The sequence below is a fragment of the Pseudomonas shirazensis genome (assembly GCF_014268785.2).
GTDB classification, from domain to species: Bacteria; Pseudomonadota; Gammaproteobacteria; order Pseudomonadales; family Pseudomonadaceae; genus Aquipseudomonas; species Aquipseudomonas shirazensis.
Genome location: NZ_JABWRD020000003.1, coordinates 839,021 through 863,592 on the forward strand (window position 1 = coordinate 839,021; position 24,572 = coordinate 863,592).

Consider the following 24,572-nt stretch of genomic DNA (forward strand, 5'->3'; position numbering starts at 1 on the left):
ATAGGTGGTTCGAAGCGGGCCGCCGGTGAAGATGTTTGCGCCCTGTTACCGGTGCTCGGGCTACAATGGCGCCTTTGATCCGAAAGACAGGTGCGCGCAGTGACAGATGTAGCAGGGGCTTCGAAATCCACCACAGGCACGCTGTATGTGGTGGCCACGCCGATCGGCAACCTCGATGACATGAGTGCCCGCGCGCTCAAGGTGCTGGCGGATGTAGCCTTGATCGCTGCCGAAGACACCCGCCATTCAATGCGCCTGATGCAGCACTTCGGTATCAACACGCCGCTGGCTGCCTGCCATGAGCACAATGAGCGCGACGAGGGCGGGCGTTTTCTGACTCGCTTGCTGGCGGGCGACGATATCGCGCTGGTCTCTGACGCTGGCACGCCGCTGATTTCCGACCCGGGTTATCACCTGGTGCGCCAGGCTCGCGCTGCCGGCGTGAAAGTGGTGCCGGTGCCCGGTGCCTGCGCGCTGATTGCTGCGTTGTCGGCCGCTGGCCTGCCGTCTGACCGGTTTATCTTCGAAGGCTTTCTGCCTGCCAAGACTGCTGGGCGGCGTGCCCGCCTGGAACAGGTCAAGGAAGAGCCACGCACGCTGATCTTCTATGAGGCCCCGCACCGCATTCTGGAATGCCTAGATGACATGCAGGCGGTGTTCGGTGCGGACCGCCCGGCGCTGCTTGGGCGTGAGCTGACCAAGGCGTTCGAAACACTCAAGGGCCTGCCGCTGGGCGAGTTGCACGCGTTTGTTGCCGCCGACAGTAATCAACAGCGCGGCGAATGCGTGGTGTTGGTGGGTGGCTGGAGTGCGCCCGAAGACGAGCAGGCGATCAGCACCGAGGCGCAGCGCGTTCTGGACTTGCTGCTGGCGGAATTGCCGCTCAAGCGCGCAGCGGCGCTGGCTGCGGAAATTACCGGGGTGCGCAAGAACCTGCTGTACCAGGCGGCCCTGGAAAAGCAGAAAGCCGATTGAGCATTAGCGACATCCTGTTGCTCTAAAGCTTGTTCTTGAGCGCGCCTGACGTTACCCTTGTCAGCGGAGAGTCGATTGGACAGTCGCTGCCTTCTTTTGTTCCGCAAAAGAGGGGGGAGGAAAGTCCGGGCTCCATAGGGCAGAGTGCCAGGTAACCCCTGGGAGGCGTGAGCCTACGGAAAGTGCCACAGAAAATAACCGCCTAAGCACTTCGGTGCCGGTAAGGGTGAAAAGGTGCGGTAAGAGCGCACCGCGCGACTGGCAACAGTTCGTGGCTAGGTAAACCCCACTCGGAGCAAGACCAAATAGGGTTCCATTAGGCGTGGCCCGCGTCGGAACCGGGTAGGTTGCTAGAGGCGTCCAGTGATGGCCGTCGTAGAGGAATGACTGTCCTCGACAAAACCCGGCTTATAGATCGACTCTCCACCTCTCCCTCCCTGCTGTAATCGACAGCAGAAGCACCTTGGTAATATCGAAAAAATCTTACTCTTAATAAATCACTTTAACTTTGGTCGCTATCTGACTGAGTTCGCACATTTTTTGCCCGCCATTTTTCCCTCTGTTTATCTTCCTTCATCTCTTTGTTGAGCTAAATCTCCGCTGTGTAAGGGATTTCCCTACGAGCGCGCCTTGACGGTGTACCGGGCGGATTCCTATAGTGTGCGCAAGTGGCAGAAAGTGGGTTGAAGTGGGTTTTCTGCCCCAAAAACGATAACATTGTGGGGAATCGCAGCCGTGTTCCGCGGAGCCAATGCCGTCAGCCTTGATGCAAAGGGCAGACTCGCCATGCCGAGTCGGTACCGTGACGAGTTGGATTCGCGTTGCCAGAGCCAGTTGATCGTGACCATCGATGCAGTCGATCGCTGCTTATGTGTATATCCCCTCGATGAGTGGGAACAGATAGAAGCCAAGTTGCGTGCCTTGCCGTCGTTGCGTGAGGAAAACCGCCGCCTGCAGCGCTTGCTGATCGGTAATGCGGTAGACCTGGAGCTCGATGGCAGTGGCCGTTTTCTGGTACCGCCGCGCCTGCGTGAGTACGCCAATCTGGACAAGAAGGCGATGTTGGTGGGGCAGCTGAACAAATTTCAGCTGTGGGATGAGGATGCCTGGAACGCGGTTTCGGCAGACGATCTTGCAGCTATTCAACAACCGGGCGCTTTGCCTGACGAATTGCGTGACCTGATCCTGTGACCATAGATAGCGGCTTCAACCACATCACCGTGCTGCTCGACGAAGCTGTCGAGGCACTGGCCCTGCGCGCCGATGGCTGCTACCTCGATGGTACCTTCGGCCGCGGTGGCCACAGCCGCCTGATCCTCAGCAAGCTGGGGCCGCAGGGGCGGCTACTCGGGTTCGACAAAGACCCACAAGCGATTGCCACGGGGCAAGCGCTGGCGGCCGAAGACGGCCGCTTCGTCATTGTGCAGCGCAGCTTTGCCGAGCTGGGCGAAGAAGTAGCCGAGCGCGGCCTGGCCGGCAAGGTCAGCGGCGTGCTGCTGGACCTGGGCGTGTCTTCACCGCAGCTTGATGACCCCGAGCGCGGCTTCAGCTTCCTCAACGATGGCCCGCTGGACATGCGCATGAACCCTGCGCAAGGCATCAGCGCCGCCGAGTTCATCGCCACCGCCCCGGCTGAAGAAATCGCCCGCGTATTCAAGCAGTATGGTGAAGAGCGCTTCTCCGGGCGTATGGCCCGGGCCGTGGTCGAGCGCCGCGAAAAGCAGCCGTTCACCCGCACGGCCGACCTGGCTGAAGTGCTCAAGGTCGCCAACCCGGCCTGGGAAAAGGGCAAGAACCCCGCGACCCGCGCCTTCCAGGGCCTGCGCATCCACGTCAACAACGAGCTTGGTGACCTGGAGACGGGCCTTGAGGCTGCGCTGGAGGCTCTGGAGATCGGTGGCCGCCTGGTGGTGATCAGCTTCCACTCGCTGGAAGACCGCATCGTCAAACTGTTCATGCGCAAGCTGGTCAAGGGCGAGGCGGACAACCTGCCGCGCAACCTGCCCGTGCAGCACACCGTCTTCGAGCCAAAAGTGCGCTTGATCGGCAAGGCGCAGTTCGCGTCCGAAGCCGAGCTCAAGGCCAACCCCCGCTCACGCAGCGCGGTCATGCGCGTTGCGGAGAAGCTCCGTTGAGCAAGCTCTTCGCCAAGCCATTGCCCGGCGGCAGCTCGCTGATGCTGCTGCTGTTCATCGCTGTGCTGGTTTCAGCGGTGGCGGTGTCCTATAGCGCGCACTGGAACCGGCAATTGCTCAACACCTTGTTCGGCGAACTGAACGAGCGTGACAAGGCGCAGGCAGAATGGGGCCGGCTGATCCTTGAGCAGAGCACCTGGACTGCCCACAGCCGCATTGAAAGCCTGGCCAGCGAACAGCTGAAAATGCGTGTTCCGGCCGCCGACGAAGTGCGGATGGTGGCGCCATGATGAAACTCGAAGGCGCACTCTACCCTTGGCGGTTCCGCGTCGTGATCGGCCTGCTGGCGCTGATGGTCGGTGCCATCTGCTGGCGCATCATCGACCTGCAGGTCGTCGACCGTGCCTTCCTCAAGGGCCAGGGCGACGCGCGCAGCCTGCGCCACATTCAGATTCCGGCACACCGCGGGCTGATCACTGACCGTAACGGCGAGCCATTGGCGGTCAGCACGCCAGTCACTACGCTGTGGGCCAATCCCAAGGAAATGCAGCCGTACAAGGAGCGCTGGGCGCAACTGGCGGCTGTGCTTGGGCAAAATCCGCAGCAACTGACCGAGCGCCTGACCCAGCAGGCCAACAAAGAATTCATCTATCTGGTGCGCGGGCTTACCCCTGAGCAAGGCCAGCAGGTGCTCGACCTGAAAGTGCCGGGTGTGTACGGCCTCGAGGAGTTCCGCCGCTTCTACCCAGCCGGTGATGTCACCGCACACATGGTTGGCTTTACCGACCTTGACGACCACGGTCGCGAAGGGGTCGAGCTGGCGTATGACGAATGGCTCGCCGGCGTGCCTGGCAAGCGCCAGGTAATCAAGGACCGGCGTGGCCGCTTGATCAAAGACATTCAGGTCACCAAAAACGCCAAGGCCGGTTCGACCTTGGCGTTGTCGATCGACCTGCGCCTGCAGTACCTGGCTACGCGCGAACTGCGCAACGCCATTGCCGAGCAGGAAGCCAAGGCCGGCAGCCTGGTGATCATGGACGTCAAGACCGGCGAAGTGCTGGCCATGGTCAACCAGCCTACCTACAACCCGAACAACCGCCGCAGCATGGTCCCGGCCGCGATGCGCAACCGGGCCATCATCGATGTGTTCGAGCCAGGCTCGACGGTCAAGCCGCTGTCGATGAGCGCTGCATTGCAGAGTGGCCGCTGGAAGCCGACCGACAAGGTCGAAGTGTATCCGGGCAGCCTGCAGATCGGTCGCTACACGATCAAGGACGTTTCGCGCAGCGAGGGTCCGGTGCTCGACCTGACCGGCATCCTGATCAACTCCAGTAACGTCGGCATGAGCAAGATCGCCTTCGACATCGGCGGCGAAGCCATCTACCGGGTGATGTCGCAGCTGGGTCTGGGTCAGTACACCGGCCTGGGCTTCCCTGGCGAGCGCGTCGGCAACCTGCCTAACCACCGCGAATGGCGCAAGGCCGAGACTGCGACCCTGTCTTATGGCTACGGCCTGTCCGTGACCGCATTGCAGCTGGTACACGCCTACGCCGCACTGGCCAACGACGGCAAGATGGTGCCGTTGAGCATCGTCAAGGTCGACAAGACTCCTGACTTCACCCAAGTGGTGCCCAAGGAAACCGCCGAGACCATCCAGGGCATGCTCCAGCAGGTGATCGAAGCCCCGCGCGGTGTGTACCGTGCGCAGGTGCCGTTCTATCACGTTGGTGGCAAGTCCGGTACGGCGCGTAAGGCCACCGTCGGCTCCAAGGGCTACACCGAAAACGCCTACCGCTCGCTGTTCGCAGGCTTCGGCCCGATGAGCGATCCGCGTTACGCAATTGTCGTGGTCATCGATGAGCCGAGCAAAGGCGGCTACTTCGGTGGCCTGGTCTCGGCACCGGTATTCAGCAAAGTCATGTCCGGGACCCTGCGGTTGATGAACGTACCACCAGATAACCTGCCACCGCCTGCACCCGCTACGCCTGCCGTACCGGCGCAAGTGAATGCCGCCGTAGCCAAAGGAGGGCGTGGTTGATGACGATGCCATTGAGCAAGCTGTTTGCCCATGCCAGCCGCGATCCGATGATCCGCGAGTTGACCCTGGACAGCCGGGCCGTGCGCCCGGGCGATCTGTTCCTGGCCGTGCCAGGTGCGCTGGTCGATGGTCGTGACCATATCGCCGACGCCTTGCAGCGCGGCGCGGCTGCCGTCGCTTATGAAGAGCAGGGCGCCACTGTGCTGCCGCTGACCGACGTTGCACTGATTCCGGTCAAGGGCCTGATCTCGCAGCTGTCGGAGATTGCCGGGCGTTTCTACGGTGAACCGAGCCGTCAGCTCAACCTGATCGGCGTCACCGGCACCAATGGCAAGACCAGCGTGACCCAGTTGCTGGCGCAGGCGCTGGACGCCCTCGGCCAACGCTGCGGCCTGATCGGCACGCTGGGCACCGGTTTCTCCGGCGCGCTGCAGAGCGGCCGCTTGACCACGCCTGACCCGATTGCAGTGCAGGCAACCCTGTACGACCTGAAAAAAGCCGGCGCCAAAGCCGTAGCCATGGAAGTGTCGTCGCATGCCCTGGAACAAGGCCGCGTTGCCGCCCTGGCCTTCGACATCGCCGTGATGACCAACCTGTCGCGTGATCACCTCGATTACCACGGCAGCATGCAGGCGTATGAAGCGGCCAAGGCCAAGCTGTTTGCCTGGCCGAACCTGCGTAGCCAGGTGGTCAATCTGGATGATGAGTTCGGTCGGCGGCTGGCCGAGGACTTTGCTCGCAAGCCAATCGCCGATCACGTCGAGACTCGCTTGCTCAGCTACAGCCTGGAAAATCCAGAAGCTTCGCTGTACTGCCGCGAAGCCAAATTCGACGACGACGGCGTGCGTGCGGTGCTGGTTACGGCACAGGGTGAAAGCATACTGCGCAGCCAACTGCTCGGTCGCTTCAACCTGAGCAACGTGCTCGCCGCGATTGCCGCGCTGATGTCGCTGGATTATTCGCTGGACGAAATTCTCAAGGTCGTGCCAACCCTGCAAGGGCCGGTCGGCCGTATGCAGCGCTTGGGCGGCGGTAACAAACCGCTGGTGGTGGTCGACTACGCGCACACCCCGGATGCCCTTGAAAAAGTACTCGAAGCCCTGCGCCCACACGCCCACGGCAAACTGCTGTGCCTGTTTGGTTGCGGCGGTGACCGTGACCGCGGCAAGCGCCCGTTGATGGCTGAAGTCGCCGAGCGGCTGGCTGACCGCGTGTTGGTCACTGACGACAATCCACGCACTGAAGAGCCTGCGGCCATCTTCGACGATATTCGCCCGGGCTTTGCCAAACCGTCAGAGGTCAGCTTCGTTGCTGGCCGCGGCGCCGCGATCGCGCAGTTGATCGCCTCTGCTGCGGCCGACGACGTGATCGTGCTGGCTGGCAAAGGCCACGAGGACTATCAGGAAATTCACGGTGAGCGCCATGCGTTCTCCGATCTGGTTGAAGCCGAGAAAGCCCTGGCAACCTGGGGGAGCCCACATGCTTAAGCCCTTGAGCCTGAGCCAACTGACCGCAGCGCTGCAGGCGCGCCTGGTTGGCAGCGATGTCAGCTTCGATGGCGTCAGCATCGACAGCCGCAGCGTCGGCGCTGGCCAACTATTCGTTGCCCTTACCGGCCCGCGCTTCGATGGCCATGATTACCTGGCTGATGTACAGGCCAAGGGCGCCGTCGCGGCCCTGGTCGAACGTGAGGTCGAAGGCGTCGATCTGCCGCAACTGGTTGTCGCTGATTGCCGTGTGGCGCTGGGTCAACTCGGCGCGCTCAACCGTGCCGGGTTCGACAAGCCAGTAGCAGCCATCACCGGCTCCAGCGGCAAGACCACTGTGAAAGAGATGCTTGCCTGCATCCTGCGCACCCGTGGCCCGGTGCTGGCGACCCGCGGCAACCTCAACAATGATCTGGGTGCACCGCTGACCCTCTTGGAAATTGCCAGTGAGCACAGCGCGGCGGTCATCGAACTGGGTGCGTCGCGCCTCGGCGAGATTCGTTACACCGTTGGCCTGACCCAGCCTCAGGTGGTCATCCTCAACAACGCCGGCACCGCCCACGTTGGCGAGTTTGGCGGCCCGGAAAAAATCGTCGAGGCCAAGGGCGAGATTCTTGGAGGTCTGGGCGAGGGCGGCACCGCGGTGCTCAACCTGGACGACAAGGCGTTTGCCATCTGGCACAAACGTGCTGGCGACAAACGCGTGCTGAGCTTCGCCCTGAACAACCCGCAGGCGGATTTTTACGCCAGCGATATCGGTCGCGATGCCCGTGGCTGCCCGGCGTTCACCTTGCATAGTGCCGCCGGTTCGGTGGCGGTGCAGTTGAATCTGCTCGGCACTCACAACGTCAGCAACGCCCTGGCTGCAGCGGCTGCTGCCCATGCCTTGGGCGTGAGCTTGCCCGGTATTGCCGCTGGCCTGAACGCGGTGCAGCCGGTCAAGGGCCGTACGGTCGCGCAGATCACTGCCAATGGCGTGCGCGTGATCGACGACAGTTACAACGCAAATCCCACCTCGATGTGTGCGGCCATTGATATACTCGCCGGCTTTTCCGGACGCACCGTCCTGGTGCTCGGGGATATCGGCGAACTGGGTCAATGGGCGCAGGAAGGCCACCAGCTGGTGGGCGACTACGCACGCGGCAAGGTCGATGCCTTGTACGCGGTAGGTAGCAACATGACTCATGCGGTCCGGGCGTTTGGCGCCGAAGGCCGACATTTCGCAACTCAGGCTGAGCTGATCGACGCTGTTAGCAGCGAAACCGCCAGCGACACCACAATCTTGATCAAGGGCTCGCGCAGCGCTGCGATGGAAAACGTCGTGGCTGCACTGTGCGGTGTCAGCGGGGAGAAACATTAATGCTTTTGCTGTTGGCTGAGTATCTACAGCAGTTCCATAAAGGCTTTGCGGTCTTCCAGTACCTGTCCCTGCGCGGGATTCTGGGGGTTCTGACTGCTTTGTCGCTGTCGCTGTGGCTGGGCCCCTGGATGATTCGCACCCTGCAGATCCGTCAGATCGGCCAGGCAGTGCGCAACGATGGTCCGCAATCGCACCTGTCCAAGTCGGGTACACCGACCATGGGCGGCGCGTTGATCCTGTCTGCAATCACCATCAGTACTTTGCTTTGGGCTGACCTGAGCAACCGCTACGTGTGGGTTGTGATGATCGTCACCCTGTTGTTCGGCGCGATTGGCTGGGTCGACGACTACCGCAAGGTCATCGAGAAAAATTCGCGTGGCCTGCCAAGCCGCTGGAAGTACTTCTGGCAATCGGTGTTCGGCCTGGGCGCGGCGGTGTTCCTCTACATGACCGCGCCGACCAGCGTCGAAACCACCTTGATCGTACCGTTCGCCAAGGACGTCACCATCGCCCTGGGCATCGGTTTCGTGGTGCTGACCTATTTCGTCATCGTCGGCTCGAGCAACGCAGTCAACCTAACTGACGGCCTCGACGGCCTGGCGATCATGCCAACGGTCATGGTCGGCGGCGCGCTGGGGATTTTCTGTTACCTGTCGGGTAACGTGAAGTTCGCCGAATACCTGTTGATCCCTTATGTGCCAGGCGCTGGCGAGCTGATCGTGTTCTGCGGCGCGTTGATCGGTGCCGGCCTGGGCTTTCTCTGGTTCAACACCTATCCGGCTCAGGTGTTCATGGGCGACGTCGGCGCACTGGCGCTGGGCGCTGCCCTGGGCACCATCGCCGTCATCGTTCGTCAGGAAATCGTCCTGTTCATCATGGGCGGTGTGTTTGTCATGGAAACCCTGTCGGTGGTGATTCAGGTCGCCTCCTTCAAGCTGACCGGCAAGCGGGTGTTTCGTATGGCGCCGATTCACCACCACTTTGAACTCAAGGGTTGGCCCGAGCCACGGGTGATTGTCCGTTTCTGGATCATCACCGTGATTCTCGTGCTGGTCGGCCTTGCCACCCTGAAGCTGAGGTAGATGAGCGTGTCATTGATCGCTTCCGACCAATTCCGCATCGTTGTCGGCCTCGGCAAGAGCGGCATGTCCCTGGTTCGCTTCCTGGCGAGCCGGGGCATTGCCTTTGCGGTCGCCGACACGCGCGAGCAACCGCCGGAACTGGACACCTTGCGCCGGGACTACCCGCAGGTGGAAGTACGCTGTGGTGAACTGGATGTCGACTTCCTCTGCCGCGCCAACGAGCTGTACGTCAGCCCGGGCCTGGCACTGGCGACGCCTGCTTTGCAGGCTGCTGCCGCGCGCGGAGTAAAGTTGTCTGGTGATATCGAGCTGTTTGCCCGTAACGCCAAGGCGCCGATCATCGCGATCAGCGGCTCCAATGCGAAAAGCACGGTGACAACGCTGGTGGGCGAGATGGCGGCCAAGGCCGGCAAACGTGTGGCGGTTGGCGGCAATCTCGGTACGCCGGCGCTGGACCTGCTCGACGACAGCATCGAGCTGTACGTAATGGAGCTGTCCAGCTTCCAGCTGGAAACCACTGACCAGCTCAACGCCGAAGTGGCCACCGTGCTCAATATCAGCGAAGACCACATGGACCGCTACAGCGGCCTGCCGGCCTATCACCTGGCCAAGCACCGGATCTTCCGCGGTGCCCATCAGGTTGTGGTCAACCGTCAGGACGCGCTGAGCCGGCCACTGCCGGTTGAAGGCCGGCCATGCTTCAGCTTTGGTTTGAATACGCCGGACTTCAAGGCTTTTGGCCTGCGCGAAGTCGATGGCGAAAAATACCTGGCCTTCGAATTCCAGAACCTGCTGCCGGTGCGCGAGCTGAAGATCCGTGGCGCGCATAACCAGAGCAATGCTCTGGCCGCATTGGCCCTGGGGCATGCCGCGGGCCTGCCGTTCGAGCCGATGCTTGCAGCGCTGCGCGAATTCGCCGGCCTGGCGCACCGCTGCCAGTGGGTTCGCGAGCACAACGCTGTCAGCTGGTACGATGACTCCAAGGCGACCAACGTCGGGGCGGCCCTTGCCGCCATCGAAGGGCTGGGCGCCGACATCGACGGCAAGCTGGTGCTGATCGCCGGCGGCGACGGTAAAGGCGCTGACTTTGCCGCCTTGCGCGAACCCGTTGTACGCTACTGCCGCGCAGTAGTGTTACTGGGCCGTGACGCTCAGCGTCTGGGTCAGGCCTTGGCCGAGCAAGTGCCGCAGATTTACGTCAACACGCTTGATGAAGCTGTGCTGCAGTGCGCTGCGCTGGCGCAGCCCGGCGATGCCGTGCTGCTCTCGCCAGCCTGTGCCAGCCTCGACATGTTCAAGAACTTCGAGCAGCGCGGGCAGCTGTTCGCGCAAGCGGTGGAGGGCCTGGCATGATTTTCGGCATCCTCAAACCGTATCCGTCGCCACTGATCAGTGGCCGTGGCATCGATCTCGATTTCGCTTTCCTTGCCGGCTGCCTGGCATTGCTCGGCCTGGGCCTGGTGATGATCACCTCGGCCTCGTCGGAAGTGGCTGCGGCCCAGTCGGGCAACCCGCTCTACCACATGTACCGCCACTTGGTGTACGTGGCCATCGGTCTGGCCGCCGGCGGCGTGACCCTGCTGGTGCCGATCGCCACCTGGCAGCGCATGGGTTTCATGATGCTGATCGGCGCCTTTGGCTTGCTGGTGTTGGTACTGGTACCCGGTATTGGCCGTGAGGTGAACGGTTCGATGCGCTGGATTGGTTTCAGCTTCTTCAACGTGCAGCCGTCGGAGATCGCCAAGGTCTTCGTGGTGATCTATCTGGCTGGCTACCTGGTACGCCGTCAGCAAGAAGTGCGTGAAAGCTGGATGGGCTTCTTCAAGCCGTTCATCGTGCTGTTGCCGATGGCCGGGCTGCTGCTGATGGAGCCGGACTTCGGCGCCACTGTAGTGATGATGGGCGCGGCTGCCGCGATGCTGTTCCTCGGCGGGGTGGGGTTGTTCCGCTTCTCGCTGATGGTGGTGCTGGCGGTGGTGGCCGTGTTCGTCCTGGTGCAGGCCCAGCCATATCGGATGGCGCGGCTCATCACCTTTACCGACCCGTGGTCCGATCAGTTCGGTTCCGGCTACCAGTTGACCCAGGCGTTGATCGCCTTTGGTCGCGGTGAGTGGTTGGGGGTTGGCCTGGGCAACAGCGTACAGAAGCAGTTCTACCTGCCCGAAGCGCATACCGACTTTGTGTTCTCGGTACTGGCCGAAGAGCTCGGCGTGGTCGGCACCCTGTGCACCGTCGCGCTGTTCGTGTTCGTCACCGTGCGTGCCTTGTACATCGGCCTGTGGGCCGAGAAGGCCAAGCAGTACTTCGCGGCGTATATGGCGTTCGGCCTGGCATTCCTGTGGATTGGTCAGTTCCTGATCAACATCGGCGTGAACGTCGGCCTGCTGCCGACCAAGGGCCTGACCCTGCCGTTTCTCAGTTACGGCGGCAGCTCGCTGGTGATCTGTTGCGCCTGCGTCGGCTTGTTACTGCGCATCGAGTGGGAGAGTCGTACCCACCTGGGCAGCGAAGAGCATGAATTCAATGAAAGCGATTTTGCCGAGGAGACCAGCAATCATGGCCGCTGACGGTAAAAACGTACTGATCATGGCCGGCGGCACCGGTGGCCACGTGTTCCCTGCGCTGGCCTGTGCCCGCGAATTCCAGGCGCGCGGCTATAGCGTGCACTGGCTGGGTACCCCGCGCGGCATCGAAAACGAGCTGGTGCCACAAGCGGGTCTGCCGCTGCACCTGATTCAGGTCAGCGGCCTGCGTGGCAAGAGCAAGTTGTCGCTGCTCAAGGCGCCGTTCACCCTGATCAAGGCGGTGATGCAGGCGCGCAAGATCATCGCCCAGCTCAAGCCAGTGTGCGTGATCGGCTTTGGCGGCTATGTCACCGGCCCCGGCGGCGTCGCTGCCAAGCTGTGCGGCGTGCCGCTGGTGATTCACGAGCAGAATGCCCGCGCCGGCACTGCCAACCGTCTGTTGGTACCACTGGCTGCGCGGGTCTGCGAAGCCTTCCCGGACACCTTCGCCGCCAGCGACAAGCGCCGTACCACAGGTAATCCGGTACGTCCGGAGCTGTTCCTCGAGGCCCAGCGCGCCCCACTCGGCGAGCGCCGGGCACGGCTGTTGGTGCTGGGCGGTAGCCTGGGTGCGGAACCATTGAACAAATTGCTGCCTAAGGCCCTGTCGGAAGTAGCCCCTGAGCTGCGTCCGGAGGTGTTCCACCAGGCTGGCAAGCAACACGCGCCGATCACCGCCGAGCGTTATCGCGAGGCGGGCGTCGAGGCGCAGGTCGAGCCGTTCATCAAGGACATGGCCCATGTCTACGGCTGGGCCGATCTGGTCGTGTGTCGCGCCGGCGCCCTGACCGTCAGCGAGCTCGCGGCGGCAGGCCTGCCTTCGATGCTGGTGCCATTGCCGCACGCCATCGACGACCACCAGACCCACAATGCCCATTATCTGGCCCGGGAAGGCGCTGCCTTCCTGCTGCCACAAGCGACAACTGGCGCAGCGCAACTCGCTGACCGCCTGAACGAGGTGCTGATGCAACCCGAGAAACTCAACACCATGGCCGGCACCGCACGGCGCCTGGCCAAGCCTGCTGCAACCAGCACCGTAGTCGATATCTGCCTGGAGGTGGCCCATGGTTGAAGCGCAAAAAGCCATGCCGCAACCAAAGATGGGCCGTATTCGCCGTATCCACTTCGTCGGTATCGGCGGTGTGGGCATGTGCGGCATTGCCGAAGTCCTGCTCAACCTGGGCTATGAAGTATCTGGCTCCGACCTCAAAGAGTCGCCGGTCACCCAACGCCTGCAGTCGTTCGGCGCACAGATCTTTGTCGGCCACCGTGCCGAGAACGCCGCCAATGCCGATGTGCTGGTGGTGTCCAGTGCGATCAACCCGGCCAACCCGGAAGTCGCCACTGCGCTGGAGCGTCGCATCCCGGTAGTACCGCGTGCGGAGATGCTCTCCGAGCTGATGCGCTATCGCCATGGCATTGCCGTGGCCGGTACCCATGGCAAGACCACCACCACCAGCTTGCTGGCCTCGGTGTTCGCCGCCGGTGGGCTGGATCCGACCTTCGTCATCGGTGGTCGTCTGACCGCAGCGGGCACTAATGCCCAGCTCGGCGCCAGCCGTTACCTGATTGCCGAAGCAGATGAAAGCGATGCCAGCTTCCTGCACCTGCAACCGATGGTTGCCGTGGTCACCAATATCGATGCCGACCACATGGCCACCTATGAAGGCGACTTCAACAAACTGAAGAAGACCTTTGTCGAGTTTCTGCACAACCTGCCGTTCTACGGGCTGGCAGTGATGTGCCTGGATGACCCGGTGGTGCGCGAGATCCTGCCGCTGGTGAAGCGTCCGACCGTGACCTACGGCTTCAGCGATGAGGCGGACATCCGCGCCATCAATGTGCGCCAGCAGGGCATGCAGACCCACTTCACCGTGCTGCGTCGCGACTGCGAGCCGCTCGATGTGTCGGTCAACATGCCTGGCAACCACAACGTCCTCAACGCGCTGGCGACCATCGCCATCGCCACTGACGAAGGCATCAGCGATGCCGCCATCGTTCAGGGACTGTCGGGCTTCCAGGGTGTCGGTCGACGCTTCCAGGTGTATGGCGAACTGCCGGTCGAAGGCGGTGAAGTGATGCTGGTGGATGACTACGGTCACCACCCAACCGAAGTGGCTGCCGTGATCAAGGCCGTGCGCGGCGGCTGGCCGAGCCGGCGCCTGGTGATGGTCTATCAGCCGCACCGCTATAGCCGCACCCGTGACCTGTATGACGACTTCGTTCAGGTCCTGGCCGACGCCAACGTGCTGCTGTTGATGGAAGTCTACCCAGCCGGTGAGGAGCCGATCCCGGGCGCCGACAGCCGTCAGCTGTGCCACAGCATCCGCCAGCGTGGTCAGCTCGACCCGATCTACATCGAGCGCGGCGTCGAGCTGGCGCCGTTGGTCAAGCCCCTGCTGCGTGCCGGCGACATCCTGCTGTGCCAGGGCGCGGGTGACATTGGTGGCCTCGCCCCACAACTGATGAAGAGCCCGCTGTTTGCCGGTGCCGTCGCCAAACAGGAGAAGCCGCAATGACCGCCACTTACGCCCAACTGCACTCGACGCTCGACGTCACCGCGTTTGGCCGCGTAGCGGTGCTGTACGGTGGCAAAAGCGCCGAGCGCGAAGTCTCGCTCAAGTCTGGTGAGGCGGTAATCGGCGCGCTGCAAAGCGCCGGTGTCGACGTCGTGGCCATCGATGTCGGTGATGATCTGCTCGAGCGTCTGCAGCGCGAGAAGATCGATCGCGCCTTCATCATCCTGCACGGCCGTGGCGGTGAAGACGGCAGCATGCAGGGCCTGCTCGAGTGCCTCGGCATCCCCTACACCGGTAGCGGCATCCTCGCTTCGGCGCTGGCCATGGACAAATTGCGCACCAAGCAGGTGTGGCAAAGCCTGGGTATTCCAACCCCGCGTCACGCGGTATTGGCCAGCGAACAGGACTGTATTGCAGCCGGTACGGAACTGGGCTTCCCATTGATCGTCAAACCGGCCCATGAAGGCTCCAGTATCGGCATGGCCAAGGTGAACAGCACGCAAGAGCTGGTCGCCGCCTGGCAAGACGCCGCCAAGTACGATTCGCAAGTCCTGGTCGAGCAATGGATCCACGGCCCGGAGTTCACTATCGCCGTATTGCGTGGCCAGGTGCTGCCGCCGATCGCCCTCGGTACGCCGCATGTGTTCTACGACTACGACGCCAAATACATCGCCAATGACACCCAGTACCGCATTCCGTGCGGGCTGGACAGTGTCAAGGAACAAGAACTGATCGATCTGACCGCGCGCGCCTGTGATGCCATCGGCATCGAAGGCTGGGGCCGGTTGGATGTAATGCAGGACGAGCAGGGCCGCTTCTGGCTGCTCGAAGTAAACACCGCGCCAGGCATGACTGATCATAGCCTGGTGCCAATGGCGGCCCGCGCGGCCGGCCTGGACTTCCAGCAGTTGGTGCTGGCGATCCTGGCTGCCAGCGTCGAGACGCGAGGTTAATCAGCATGCAAGGCGCGATGCTTCGTCAGCAGCCTCCTGCACCCGGCCGTAACAAGCCGGTGCCGCGCGGTGCCAGCCGAATGGTGGCCCAGGAGCCGATGTCTGCGCGCCTGCCCAAGGCCAACTTCAGCGTGCTCAAGCGCTTGCTGTGGCCGGTGCTGCTGGTGGCTGCGGGCTTTGCTGCCTACGAAGGCGCTGTGCGGTTGATGCCTTACGCTGACCGGCCGATCACCAAGATCGCCGTGCAGGGTGACCTCAGCTACATCAGCCAGCAGGCGGTGCAGCAACGTATCGCACCGTTTGTAGCGGCCAGCTTCTTCAGTGTCGACTTGGGCGCGATGCGTGCCGAGCTTGAACAGATGCCGTGGATTGCCCACGCCGAAGTGCGCCGGGTCTGGCCGGACGAAGTGGTCATTCGCCTGGAAGAACAACTGCCCGTGGCGCGCTGGGGGGATCAGGCGTTGCTCAACAACCAGGGCGAAGCGTTCACCCCGCGCGAGCTGGCCAACTACGAGCACCTGCCGCAGCTGTTCGGCCCGCAGCGCGCTCAGCAACAAGTCATGCAGCAGTATCAGGTGTTGAGCCAGATGCTGCGGCCGATGGGCTTCTCGATTGCGCGGCTGGAGCTGCGTGAACGCGGCAGCTGGTTCCTGACCACCGGTGCCGGCAGTGCCGGCCCAGGAATCGAACTGTTGCTCGGGCGCGACCACCTGGTCGAAAAGATGCGCCGTTTCATTGCCATATACGACAAGACACTCAAAGAGCAGATCACCAATATCGCCCGCATTGATCTGCGCTACGCCAACGGCCTGGCTGTTGGCTGGCGGGAACCGATTGCACCGACGACGGCCCAACCCGCCGTTGCGAAGAATTAGAGAGAGGCAGGACCATGGCAAACGCGCATAGCGGCAAAATGATCGTCGGGCTGGACATTGGCACTTCCAAGGTGGTGGCGCTGGTCGGTGAAGTCGGCGAAGACGGCACCCTGGAGATTGTCGGGATCGGCACTCATCCCTCCCGCGGCCTGAAGAAGGGCGTGGTGGTGAACATCGAGTCGACCGTGCAGTCGATCCAGCGCGCCGTCGAAGAAGCCCAGTTGATGGCGGGCTGCCGCATTCACTCGGCTTTTGTCGGAGTGGCCGGCAATCACATCCGCAGCCTCAACTCGCACGGCATCGTCGCTATTCGCGACCGCGAAGTCAGCACGGCTGACCTCGAGCGCGTGCTCGACGCTGCCCAGGCTGTGGCGATTCCGGCTGACCAGCGCGTGCTGCACACCCTGCCGCAGGACTACGTGATCGACAACCAGGAGGGCGTTCGCGAGCCGCTGGGTATGTCGGGCGTGCGTCTGGAAGCCAAGGTGCACGTGGTGACCTGCGCGGTCAACGCGGCGCAGAACATCGAGAAGTGCGTACGCCGCTGCGGCCTGGAAATCGACGACATCATCCTCGAGCAACTGGCCTCGGCCTACTCGGTGCTGACCGATGACGAGAAAGAGCTCGGCGTGTGCCTGGTCGACATCGGCGGTGGTACCACCGATATCGCCATCTTCACCGAAGGCGCGATCCGCCACACCGCAGTGATCCCGATTGCCGGCGACCAGGTCACCAACGACATCGCCATGGCCCTGCGTACACCGACTCAGTACGCCGAAGAAATCAAGATTCGCTACGCCTGCGCCCTGGCCAAGCTGGCCGGAGCCGGCGAAACCATCAAGGTGCCAAGCGTTGGCGACCGGCCGCCGCGCGAACTGTCGCGTCAGGCCCTGGCCGAGGTGGTCGAGCCGCGCTACGACGAGCTGTTCACCCTGATTCAGGCTGAGCTGCGTCGCAGCGGCTACGAAGACCTGGTCCCAGCCGGCATCGTCCTCACCGGCGGCACGGCGAAGATGGAAGGCGCTGTGGAGCTGGCCGAAGAGATTTTCCACATGCCCGTACGCCTCGGCGTCCCGCACAGCGTGCGTGGCCTCAGCGACGTGGTACGCAACCCGATTTACTCCACCGGTGTGGGCCTGCTCACCTACGGTCTGCTCAAGCAGTCCGAGGACCTGACCCTGACCGGCAATGGCAACAGCAGCAACAGCTATGGCGAGGAACCGAAGGCTCCAGTGCTTGAGCGTCTCAAGCGCTGGGTCCAGGGCAACTTCTAAGTTTCAAAGCAGTAGTGGTAGGCGAAACAACTAGAGAACTGTAAGGAGAGGGAAAATGTTCGAGCTCGTAGACAACGTCCCGCAAAGCCCGGTCATCAAGGTGATCGGCGTCGGTGGTGGTGGTGGCAACGCCGTCAATCACATGGTCAAAAGCAGCATTGAAGGCGTCGAGTTCATCTGCGCCAACACTGATGCCCAGGCGCTGAAAAGCATTGGCGCACGGACCATTCTGCAACTGGGTACTGGTGTTACCAAGGGCCTTGGTGCCGGTGCCAATCCGGAAGTCGGTCGTCAGGCCGCGCTGGAAGACCGTGAGCGTATTGCCGAGGTGCTGCAGGGCACCAACATGGTCTTCATCACCACTGGCATGGGTGGCGGTACCGGTACCGGTGCAGCGCCCATCATCGCCGAAGTGGCCAAGGAAATGGGCATCCTCACCGTTGCGGTGGTGACCCGTCCGTTCCCGTTCGAAGGCCGCAAGCGTATGCAGATCGCCGATGAAGGCATCCGCATGCTGGCTGAAAGCGTCGACTCGCTGATCACCATCCCCAACGAGAAGCTGCTGACCATTCTCGGCAAGGACGCCAGCCTGCTGTCGGCCTTTGCCAAGGCTGACGATGTGCTGGCCGGTGCCGTGCGCGGTATCTCCGACATCATCAAGCGTCCCGGCATGATCAACGTCGACTTTGCCGACGTGCGCACCGTGATGGGCGAGATGGGCATGGCGATGATGGGCACTGGCTGCGCCAGCGGTCCGAATCGTGCGCGCGAGGCCACCGAAGCGGCCATTCGCAACCCGCTGCTCGAAGACGTCAACCTGCAGGGTGCCCGCGGTATCCTGGTGAACATCACCGCAGGTCCTGACCTGTCGCTGGGCGAGTACTCCGACGTCGGTAGCATCATCGAAGCCTTCGCCTCCGACCACGCGATGGTCAAGGTCGGTACCGTGATCGACCCGGACATGCGCGACGAGCTGCACGTAACCGTTGTGGCCACTGGCCTGGGCGCACGCATCGAGAAGCCGGTCAAGGTTGTCGACAATACTTTGCAGACCGCTCAAGCGGCCTACGAGGCGTCGAACCCGGCTCCAGCTCGCCAGGAGCAGCCAGCGGTCAACTACCGTGACCTGGAGCGTCCAACCGTGATGCGTAACCAGGCCCATGCAGGTGCCGCTGCAGCCGCTAAACTCAACCCGCAAGATGACTTGGATTACCTGGACATCCCAGCCTTCCTGCGTCGTCAGGCTGATTGATGGAATTTATCAGGGCTATAAAGGTGATTGGTATTCAGCAAAGGACGGGTCTGTTATCATCCTCAGCCTTTGTTGATACCAATTCGCAATTTGCGCTGAAGCGGCCAATGCCATGATTAAACAACGCACCCTGAAGAACATTATCCGTGCCACAGGTGTCGGTCTGCACTCCGGTGAGAAGGTCTACCTGACCCTCAAGCCTGCGCCTGTGGATACCGGCATCGTCTTCCGCCGCGCCGACCTCGATCCTGTGGTCGAGATTCCGGCTCGTGCGGCCAACGTTGGCGAGACAACCATGTCGACGACGTTGGTCAACGGTGACGTCAAGGTCGATACGGTCGAGCACTTGCTCTCCGCCATGGCGGGTCTGGGCATCGATAACGCCTACGTCGAGCTCTCCGCCTCGGAAGTGCCGATCATGGATGGCAGCGCCGGTCCCTTTGTATTCCTGATTCAGTCTGCCGGCCTGGAAGAGCAGGACGCAGCCAAGAAGTTCATCCGCATCCTGCGTGAAGTGTCAGTGGAGGATGGCGACAAGCGCGCAACCTTCCTGCCTTTCGAAGGGTTCAAGGTGAGCTTCGAGATCGACTTCGATCACCCGGTCCTCAAGGACCAGACCCAAAGTGCCAGCGTCGACTTCTCCAGCACCTCGTTCGTGAAAGAAGTCAGCCGTGCACGGACCTTCGGGTTCATGCGCGACATCGAGTATCTGCGCGAGCAGAATCTGGCACTGGGTGGCAGCGTCGATAACGCCATCGTTGTCGATGAGACCGGCGTGCTCAACGAAGACGGCCTTCGCTCCGAAGACGAGTTCGTCAAGCACAAGATTCTCGATGCCATCGGCGATCTGTATCTGCTCGGCAACAGCCTGATCGGCGAGTTCAAGGGCTACAAGTCCGGGCACGCGCTGAACAACCAGCTGCTGCGCAAGCTGATTGCAGAAAAAGATGCCTGGGAAGTGGTCACCTTCGAAGATGCCAGTACGGCACCGATCTCCTACATGCGCCCTGTTGCGGCTGTGTAAGTTCGAACACTCTCTAGTTCATTGAGGCCACCTTCGGGTGGCCTTTTTATTGGGCAGAACTCAGCGCTGATGCTTGTTCTGGGCGTGGCATGCCAGGCGCTCCAGAGCCGCTTTGAGCTTGGGGTCGTCAATGCCTGCGGCGGTTTCGCGCAGGCTCTGCGCGGCATCGCCGGAGAGCTGGGTCGGGTGCCCGCCGCGTTTGGCCGGGATCACTGGCGGCTGCACCTTGAACAGGATCCGCCGCAGGTTGGCGAATACTTCAAGTTCGATCAGTTGCCGTTGCAGGCGTTTTTGCTGATAGCGCAGGCGCGTGGCCCAGTGGCCATCGGTGACCACCAGCAGCAACACACCGTCGCGCCAGGAGGCCACGTGGCAGTGCTCACGGGCCGCCGGTTGCAGCTGACTTTCGAGCAAACGCTGCAGATGCACCAGGCGTTCAGCCTGATTGAGCAGCAGCCGTAGCGGTCGGACTTCACGCAGGAGCGCGGCCGGCAGCCGGGCGGGCGAGGGTTTGTAAGCCATGACGGTACGCAGGAAGTTACAGAATGGCCATCTTAGCATCTGCGTGCGCAGCGCTGAGTGATTGCCGGTGGGGACAGGTGATGCAGTTGCCCTGGATCAGCAAGCAATTGCCGGGGCCAGGCATGTTGTGCAGGATAATAGCGATTCTCGGCAGCTTTCATCTTCAGCAAACCTTGAACTTGTAATAATCACCCTCATCTAAGAACCGTCCCCACCCTAGCGCTGTGCCAGCATCGTGGCAATCGACCACTTTCCTCACCATCGTTTCCGGGTAGAATGCTCGTTCGCATGCGGCCCAAGGGCTGCTCGGGCGACTCATGGGGCCGCCCTCCATCCCTAAGTGTGGAAGATCCTGCCGATATGTTTGCGCCTTTGTTAAAGAAACTTTTTGGAAGCAAGAACGAGCGCGAGATCAAACGCCTGCTCAAGACGGTGACCACCGTCAATGCCTTCGAAGAGAAAATGTTGGCCCTCTCCGATGAGCAATTGCGCGGCAAGACCGCCGAGTTCAAAGAGCGTCTGGCCAAAGGCGAAACCCTCGACCAACTGCTGCCGGAAGCCTTTGCTGTAGCCCGCGAGGCCGGCAAGCGTGTGATGGGTATGCGCCACTTCGACGTGCAGCTGATCGGCGGCATGACATTGCATGAAGGCATGATCGCAGAGATGCGTACCGGTGAAGGCAAGACCTTGGTCGGTACCTTGGCGGTGTACCTCAACGCATTGTCCGGCAAAGGCGTGCACGTGGTCACGGTTAACGACTATCTGGCCCGCCGCGACGCCAACTGGATGCGCCCGTTGTACGAATTCCTTGGCCTGTCGGTTGGCATCGTCTCGGCCTTTCAGCCGCCGGAAGACAAGCGCGCCGCCTATGCTGCCGACATCACCTACGGCACCAACAACGAATTCGGTTTCGATTACCTGCGCGACAACATGGCCTTCAGCGTCGAAGAGAAGTTCCAGCGTGAGCTGAACTTCGCCGTGATCGATGAAGTCGACTCGATCCTGATCGACGAAGCGCGGACCCCGCTGATCATCTCCGGCCAGGCTGAAGACAGCTCCAAGCTGTATATCGAAATCAACCGCCTGATCCCGCAGCTGACCCAGCACATCGAAGAAGTCGAAGGCCAGGTCACCCAGGAAGGCCACTTCTCGATCGATGAGAAGAGCCGTCAGGTCGAGCTCAACGAAGCCGGCCACCAGTACATCGAAGAGATGCTCACCCAGGCCGGCTTGCTGGCTGAAGGCGAGAGCCTCTATTCGGCGCACAACCTGGGCCTGCTGACCCACGTCTATGCCGGCCTGCGCGCGCACAAGCTGTTCCACCGCAACGTCGAGTACATCGTCCAGGACGGTCAGGTGCTGCTGATCGACGAGCACACCGGTCGGACCATGCCGGGTCGTCGTCTCTCCGAGGGCCTGCACCAGGCCATCGAAGCGAAGGAAAACCTGAACATCCAGGCCGAAAGCCAGACCCTGGCTTCGACCACCTTCCAGAACTACTTCCGTCTGTACAACAAGCTGTCCGGCATGACCGGTACTGCAGACACCGAAGCGTTCGAATTCGCTCAGATCTACAACCTCAACGTGATGGTCATTCCGCCGAACAAGCCGTTGGCGCGTAAAGACTTCAACGACCTGGTGTACCTGACCGCCGAAGAGAAGTACCTGGCGATCATTGCCGACATCAAGGAAAGCATGTCCAGCGGGCGTCCAGTATTGGTCGGTACGGCGACCATCGAGACCTCCGAGCACATGTCGGCCTTGCTCAACAAGGAAGGCATCGAGCACAAGGTGCTCAACGCCAAGTACCACGAAAAAGAAGCCGAGATCATTGCCCAGGCCGGCGCGCCAGGCGCCTTGACCATCGCCACCAACATGGCCGGCCGTGGTACCGACATCCTTTTGGGCGGCAACTGGGAGTCGGAAGTCGCGGCACTCGAAAACCCGACCGCCGAGCAGATTGCGCACATCAAGGCCGACTGGCAGAAGCGTCATCAGCAAGTGATCGAGGCCGGCGGCCTGCACGTGATCGCCTCCGAGCGCCACGAGTCGCGCCGCATCGACAACCAGCTGCGTGGCCGTTCCGGTCGTCAGGGTGACCCGGGTTCGAGCCGCTTCTACCTGTCGCTGGAAGACAGCCTGATGCGCATCTTTGCCTCTGACCGGGTGAAGAACTTCATGAAGGCCCTGGGCATGCAGTCCGGTGAAGCCATCGAGCACCGCATGGTGACCAACGCCATCGAAAAAGCTCAGCGCAAGGTCGAAGGGCGCAACTTCGATATTCGTAAGCAACTGCTCGAATACGATGACGTGGCCAACGAGCAGCGCAAGGTGATCTACCACATGCGTAACAGCCTGCTGGCTGCGCAGGACCTGGGCGGCACCATCGAAGAGTTCCGTAAGGAAGTCCTCGATACCACCATCAGCCAGCACATTCCGCCGCAATCGCTGCCTGAGCAGTGGGATGTGGCCGGTCTCGAAGCGGCGCTGGCCAGCGATTTCGCGATCAAGCTGCCGATCCAGCAATGGCTGGATGAAGACGACCACCTATACGAAGAAACCCTGCGTGAGAAGCTCCTGAGCGAGATCACCAGCGCATACACCGAGAAAGAAGATCAGGCCGGCGAAGAGGCTCTGCGCACCTTCGAGAAGCAGATCCTGCTGCGCGTGCTGGATGACCTGTGGAAAGACCACCTGTCGACCATGGATCACCTGCGTCACGGTATTCACCTGCGTGGTTATGCGCAGAAGAACCCCAAGCAGGAGTACAAGCGCGAGTCGTTCACGCTGTTCCAGGAACTGCTCGATTCGATCAAACGCGATGCCATCCGTGTGCTGTCGCACGTACAGGTTCGCCGCGAAGACCCGATCGAAGAAGAAGCCCGCCTGCGTCGCGACGCCGAAGAGCTGGCCCAGCGTATGCAGTTTGAACATGCTCCGGCACCAGGCCTGGAAAGCGAGCAACTGAGCGAAGAGGGCGTTGAAGTCGCCGTTGCCGCCGCGCCGGTTCGCAATGACCAGAAGCTGGGTCGTAATGAGCCATGCTGGTGTGGTTCGGGCAAGAAGTTCAAGCATTGCCACGGCACCATTGAGTGATGCGAGTGATGCGAGTGATGCGAGTGATCTAAGGCCGCTGCTGGCTTGAGATTTTTGGGCTGCTTTGCAGCCCATCGCGACACAAGGCCGCTCCTACAGGCACCGTAAAGGTGTCAGTTGGGGCGGCTTTGTTTCATGGAACCTATCTGTTTTTATCTAGGAGCGCTCTAATGGCTGTTGGTCTTGGTCCTTTGCCCACCCTGCACCCGGTTCCCGGTTTTGAACTTGGCATCGCTTCGGCGGGCATCAAGCGCCCTGGGCGCAAGGACGTCGTGGTAATGCGCTGCGCCGAAGGCTCCAGCGTGGCTGGCGTGTTCACCCTCAACGCGTTCTGCGCGGCGCCGGTGATCCTCGCCAAGCAACGCGTGCAGGGCACCGTGCGTTACCTGCTGACCAATACCGGCAATGCCAACGCCGGTACCGGCGCACCAGGCCTGGCCGCCGCTGAGCGCACCTGTGCCAAACTGGCCGAGCTGACCGGCGTTGACGCCCAGGCGGTGCTGCCGTTCTCCACCGGTGTGATCGGTGAGCCGCTGCCGGTCGAGAAGATCGAGGCCGCGCTGCAGGCTGCACTGGACAACCTTTCGGAAAATCACTGGGCTGAAGCCGCTACCGGCATCATGACCACCGACACCCTGCCCAAGGGTGCCAGCCGTCAGTTCCAGTTCGATGGCCAGACCATCACCGTCACCGGCATCAGCAAAGGCGCCGGCATGATTCGCCCGAACATGGCGACCATGCTTGGCTACATCGCTACCGACGCCAAGGTCGCTCCGGCGGTGCTCAAGGATCTGATCCTCGACGGCGCCAACAAGTCGTTCAACCGCATCACCATCGATGGCGACACCTCGACCAACGACTGCTGCATGCTGATTGCCACCGGCCAGGCCAAGGTCGCTGAAGTGACCGAAGCCAAGGGCGAGCTGTTCGACGCCTTGAAGCAAGCAGTGTTCGAAGTGTGCATGGAAGTAGCCCAGGCGATCGTGCGTGACGGCGAAGGCGCGACCAAGTTCGTTACCGTGCAGGTCAACGGTGGTGGCAATCACCAGGAATGCCTCGACGTCGGTTATGCCGTGGCGCATTCGCCGCTGATCAAGACCGCGTTGTTCGCCTCCGATCCCAACTGGGGCCGTATCCTCGCTGCCGTCGGCCGGGCTGGCGTGCCTGAGCTGGACGTCAGCCTGATCGACGTTTTCCTCGGTGACGTGTGCATCGCCAGCAAAGGCGGGCGCAGCCCAAGTTACACCGAAGAGCAAGGCTCCAAGGTCATGGCCGAAGAAGAGATCACCATTCGTATCGAGCTGGGTCGCGGCCAGTGCAGCGAGACCATCTGGACCACCGACCTGTCCCACGAGTACGTCAAGATCAACGCCGAATACCGGACATGATCATTGGCCTGCGCCCTGGTCTGGCCAC

At 61.8% G+C, this 24,572-nt stretch carries 20 protein-coding genes and 1 other RNA gene; 20 read left to right on the forward strand and 1 reads right to left on the reverse strand.

All coding sequences use genetic code 11. From position 1 onward, the window contains the following. Nucleotides 1–99 precede the first annotated feature (99 nt). The 18 genes from rsmI (at nt 100) to lpxC (ending at nt 19,538) form a co-directional block, all read left to right on the forward strand. A complete protein-coding gene (gene rsmI, locus HU736_RS19780) occupies nt 100–975 on the forward strand; it encodes a 16S rRNA (cytidine(1402)-2'-O)-methyltransferase (RefSeq protein WP_103438480.1) in 876 nt (291 codons plus the stop codon). A gap of 67 nt (nt 976–1,042) precedes the next feature. Further along, an RNA gene (gene rnpB / locus HU736_RS19785) (RNase P RNA component class A) lies at nt 1,043–1,402 on the forward strand. A gap of 308 nt (nt 1,403–1,710) precedes the next feature. Continuing rightward, nucleotides 1,711–2,166: a division/cell wall cluster transcriptional repressor MraZ gene (mraZ, locus tag HU736_RS19790; RefSeq protein ID WP_101321998.1), complete on the forward strand. Its 456-nt coding sequence runs from the start codon at nt 1,711–1,713 to the stop codon at nt 2,164–2,166. Beyond that, complete coding sequence (gene rsmH / locus HU736_RS19795) at nt 2,163–3,110, forward strand: 16S rRNA (cytosine(1402)-N(4))-methyltransferase RsmH (protein ID WP_103438479.1); 948 nt, start codon at nt 2,163–2,165, stop codon at nt 3,108–3,110. The genes mraZ and rsmH overlap by 4 nt, the downstream gene beginning before the upstream one ends. Then, nucleotides 3,107–3,400: a cell division protein FtsL gene (ftsL, locus tag HU736_RS19800; protein ID WP_101321996.1), complete on the forward strand. Its 294-nt coding sequence runs from the start codon at nt 3,107–3,109 to the stop codon at nt 3,398–3,400. The genes rsmH and ftsL overlap by 4 nt, the downstream gene beginning before the upstream one ends. Beyond that, a complete protein-coding gene (locus HU736_RS19805; protein WP_186701098.1) occupies nt 3,400–5,148 on the forward strand; it encodes a peptidoglycan D,D-transpeptidase FtsI family protein in 1,749 nt (582 codons plus the stop codon). The genes ftsL and HU736_RS19805 overlap by 1 nt, the downstream gene beginning before the upstream one ends. Beyond that, nucleotides 5,148–6,635: a UDP-N-acetylmuramoyl-L-alanyl-D-glutamate--2,6-diaminopimelate ligase gene (locus HU736_RS19810; protein ID WP_186701083.1), complete on the forward strand. Its 1,488-nt coding sequence runs from the start codon at nt 5,148–5,150 to the stop codon at nt 6,633–6,635. The genes HU736_RS19805 and HU736_RS19810 overlap by 1 nt, the downstream gene beginning before the upstream one ends. Further along, complete coding sequence (locus HU736_RS19815; RefSeq protein ID WP_186701084.1) at nt 6,628–7,995, forward strand: UDP-N-acetylmuramoyl-tripeptide--D-alanyl-D-alanine ligase; 1,368 nt, start codon at nt 6,628–6,630, stop codon at nt 7,993–7,995. Before HU736_RS19810 ends, HU736_RS19815 begins: the two co-directional genes overlap by 8 nt. Further along, complete coding sequence (mraY, locus tag HU736_RS19820) at nt 7,995–9,077, forward strand: phospho-N-acetylmuramoyl-pentapeptide-transferase (RefSeq protein WP_103438476.1); 1,083 nt, start codon at nt 7,995–7,997, stop codon at nt 9,075–9,077. The genes HU736_RS19815 and mraY overlap by 1 nt, the downstream gene beginning before the upstream one ends. Nucleotides 9,078–9,083: 6 nt before the next feature. Continuing rightward, a complete protein-coding gene (gene murD, locus HU736_RS19825; RefSeq protein ID WP_186701099.1) occupies nt 9,084–10,430 on the forward strand; it encodes a UDP-N-acetylmuramoyl-L-alanine--D-glutamate ligase in 1,347 nt (448 codons plus the stop codon). Beyond that, nucleotides 10,427–11,644, forward strand: coding sequence for a putative lipid II flippase FtsW (ftsW, locus tag HU736_RS19830; RefSeq protein WP_103438475.1), 1,218 nt, complete (start codon nt 10,427–10,429; stop codon nt 11,642–11,644). The genes murD and ftsW overlap by 4 nt, the downstream gene beginning before the upstream one ends. Further along, complete coding sequence (murG, locus tag HU736_RS19835; RefSeq protein ID WP_186701085.1) at nt 11,634–12,713, forward strand: undecaprenyldiphospho-muramoylpentapeptide beta-N-acetylglucosaminyltransferase; 1,080 nt, start codon at nt 11,634–11,636, stop codon at nt 12,711–12,713. Before ftsW ends, murG begins: the two co-directional genes overlap by 11 nt. Beyond that, nucleotides 12,706–14,160 (forward strand): UDP-N-acetylmuramate--L-alanine ligase, encoded by a 1,455-nt coding sequence (gene murC / locus HU736_RS19840; RefSeq protein WP_186701086.1) that lies wholly within the window; start codon nt 12,706–12,708, stop codon nt 14,158–14,160. Before murG ends, murC begins: the two co-directional genes overlap by 8 nt. Next, nucleotides 14,157–15,113 (forward strand): D-alanine--D-alanine ligase, encoded by a 957-nt coding sequence (locus HU736_RS19845; RefSeq protein WP_103438473.1) that lies wholly within the window; start codon nt 14,157–14,159, stop codon nt 15,111–15,113. Before murC ends, HU736_RS19845 begins: the two co-directional genes overlap by 4 nt. A gap of 5 nt (nt 15,114–15,118) precedes the next feature. Continuing rightward, nucleotides 15,119–15,988 carry a cell division protein FtsQ/DivIB gene (locus HU736_RS19850; protein WP_101321987.1) on the forward strand — a complete coding sequence of 290 codons (870 nt, stop codon included), beginning with the start codon at nt 15,119–15,121 and terminating at the stop codon, nt 15,986–15,988. Between the two features lie 14 nt (nt 15,989–16,002). Next, nucleotides 16,003–17,262: a cell division protein FtsA gene (gene ftsA, locus HU736_RS19855; protein ID WP_186701087.1), complete on the forward strand. Its 1,260-nt coding sequence runs from the start codon at nt 16,003–16,005 to the stop codon at nt 17,260–17,262. Nucleotides 17,263–17,317: 55 nt separating this feature from the next. Beyond that, on the forward strand, nt 17,318–18,514 hold the full coding sequence (ftsZ, locus tag HU736_RS19860) for a cell division protein FtsZ (RefSeq protein WP_101321985.1): 1,197 nt from the start codon (nt 17,318–17,320) through the stop codon (nt 18,512–18,514). Nucleotides 18,515–18,626: 112 nt separating this feature from the next. Then, a complete protein-coding gene (gene lpxC, locus HU736_RS19865; RefSeq protein ID WP_101321984.1) occupies nt 18,627–19,538 on the forward strand; it encodes a UDP-3-O-acyl-N-acetylglucosamine deacetylase in 912 nt (303 codons plus the stop codon). A 60-nt stretch (nt 19,539–19,598) separates the two neighbouring features. Here lpxC and HU736_RS19870 read toward each other — a convergent pair whose 3' ends face one another. Next, nucleotides 19,599–20,060, reverse strand: coding sequence for a DUF721 domain-containing protein (locus HU736_RS19870; protein WP_186701088.1), 462 nt, complete (start codon nt 20,058–20,060; stop codon nt 19,599–19,601). 360 nt (nt 20,061–20,420) lie between these two features. On the opposite strand from HU736_RS19870, the gene secA reads away from it, so the two are divergent. Beyond that, complete coding sequence (gene secA, locus HU736_RS19875) at nt 20,421–23,156, forward strand: preprotein translocase subunit SecA (protein WP_186701089.1); 2,736 nt, start codon at nt 20,421–20,423, stop codon at nt 23,154–23,156. Between the two features lie 170 nt (nt 23,157–23,326). Beyond that, entirely contained in the window at nt 23,327–24,544 is a 1,218-nt protein-coding gene (gene argJ / locus HU736_RS19880; protein WP_101321981.1) for a bifunctional glutamate N-acetyltransferase/amino-acid acetyltransferase ArgJ, read from the forward strand. Nucleotides 24,545–24,572: the final 28 nt, after the last annotated feature.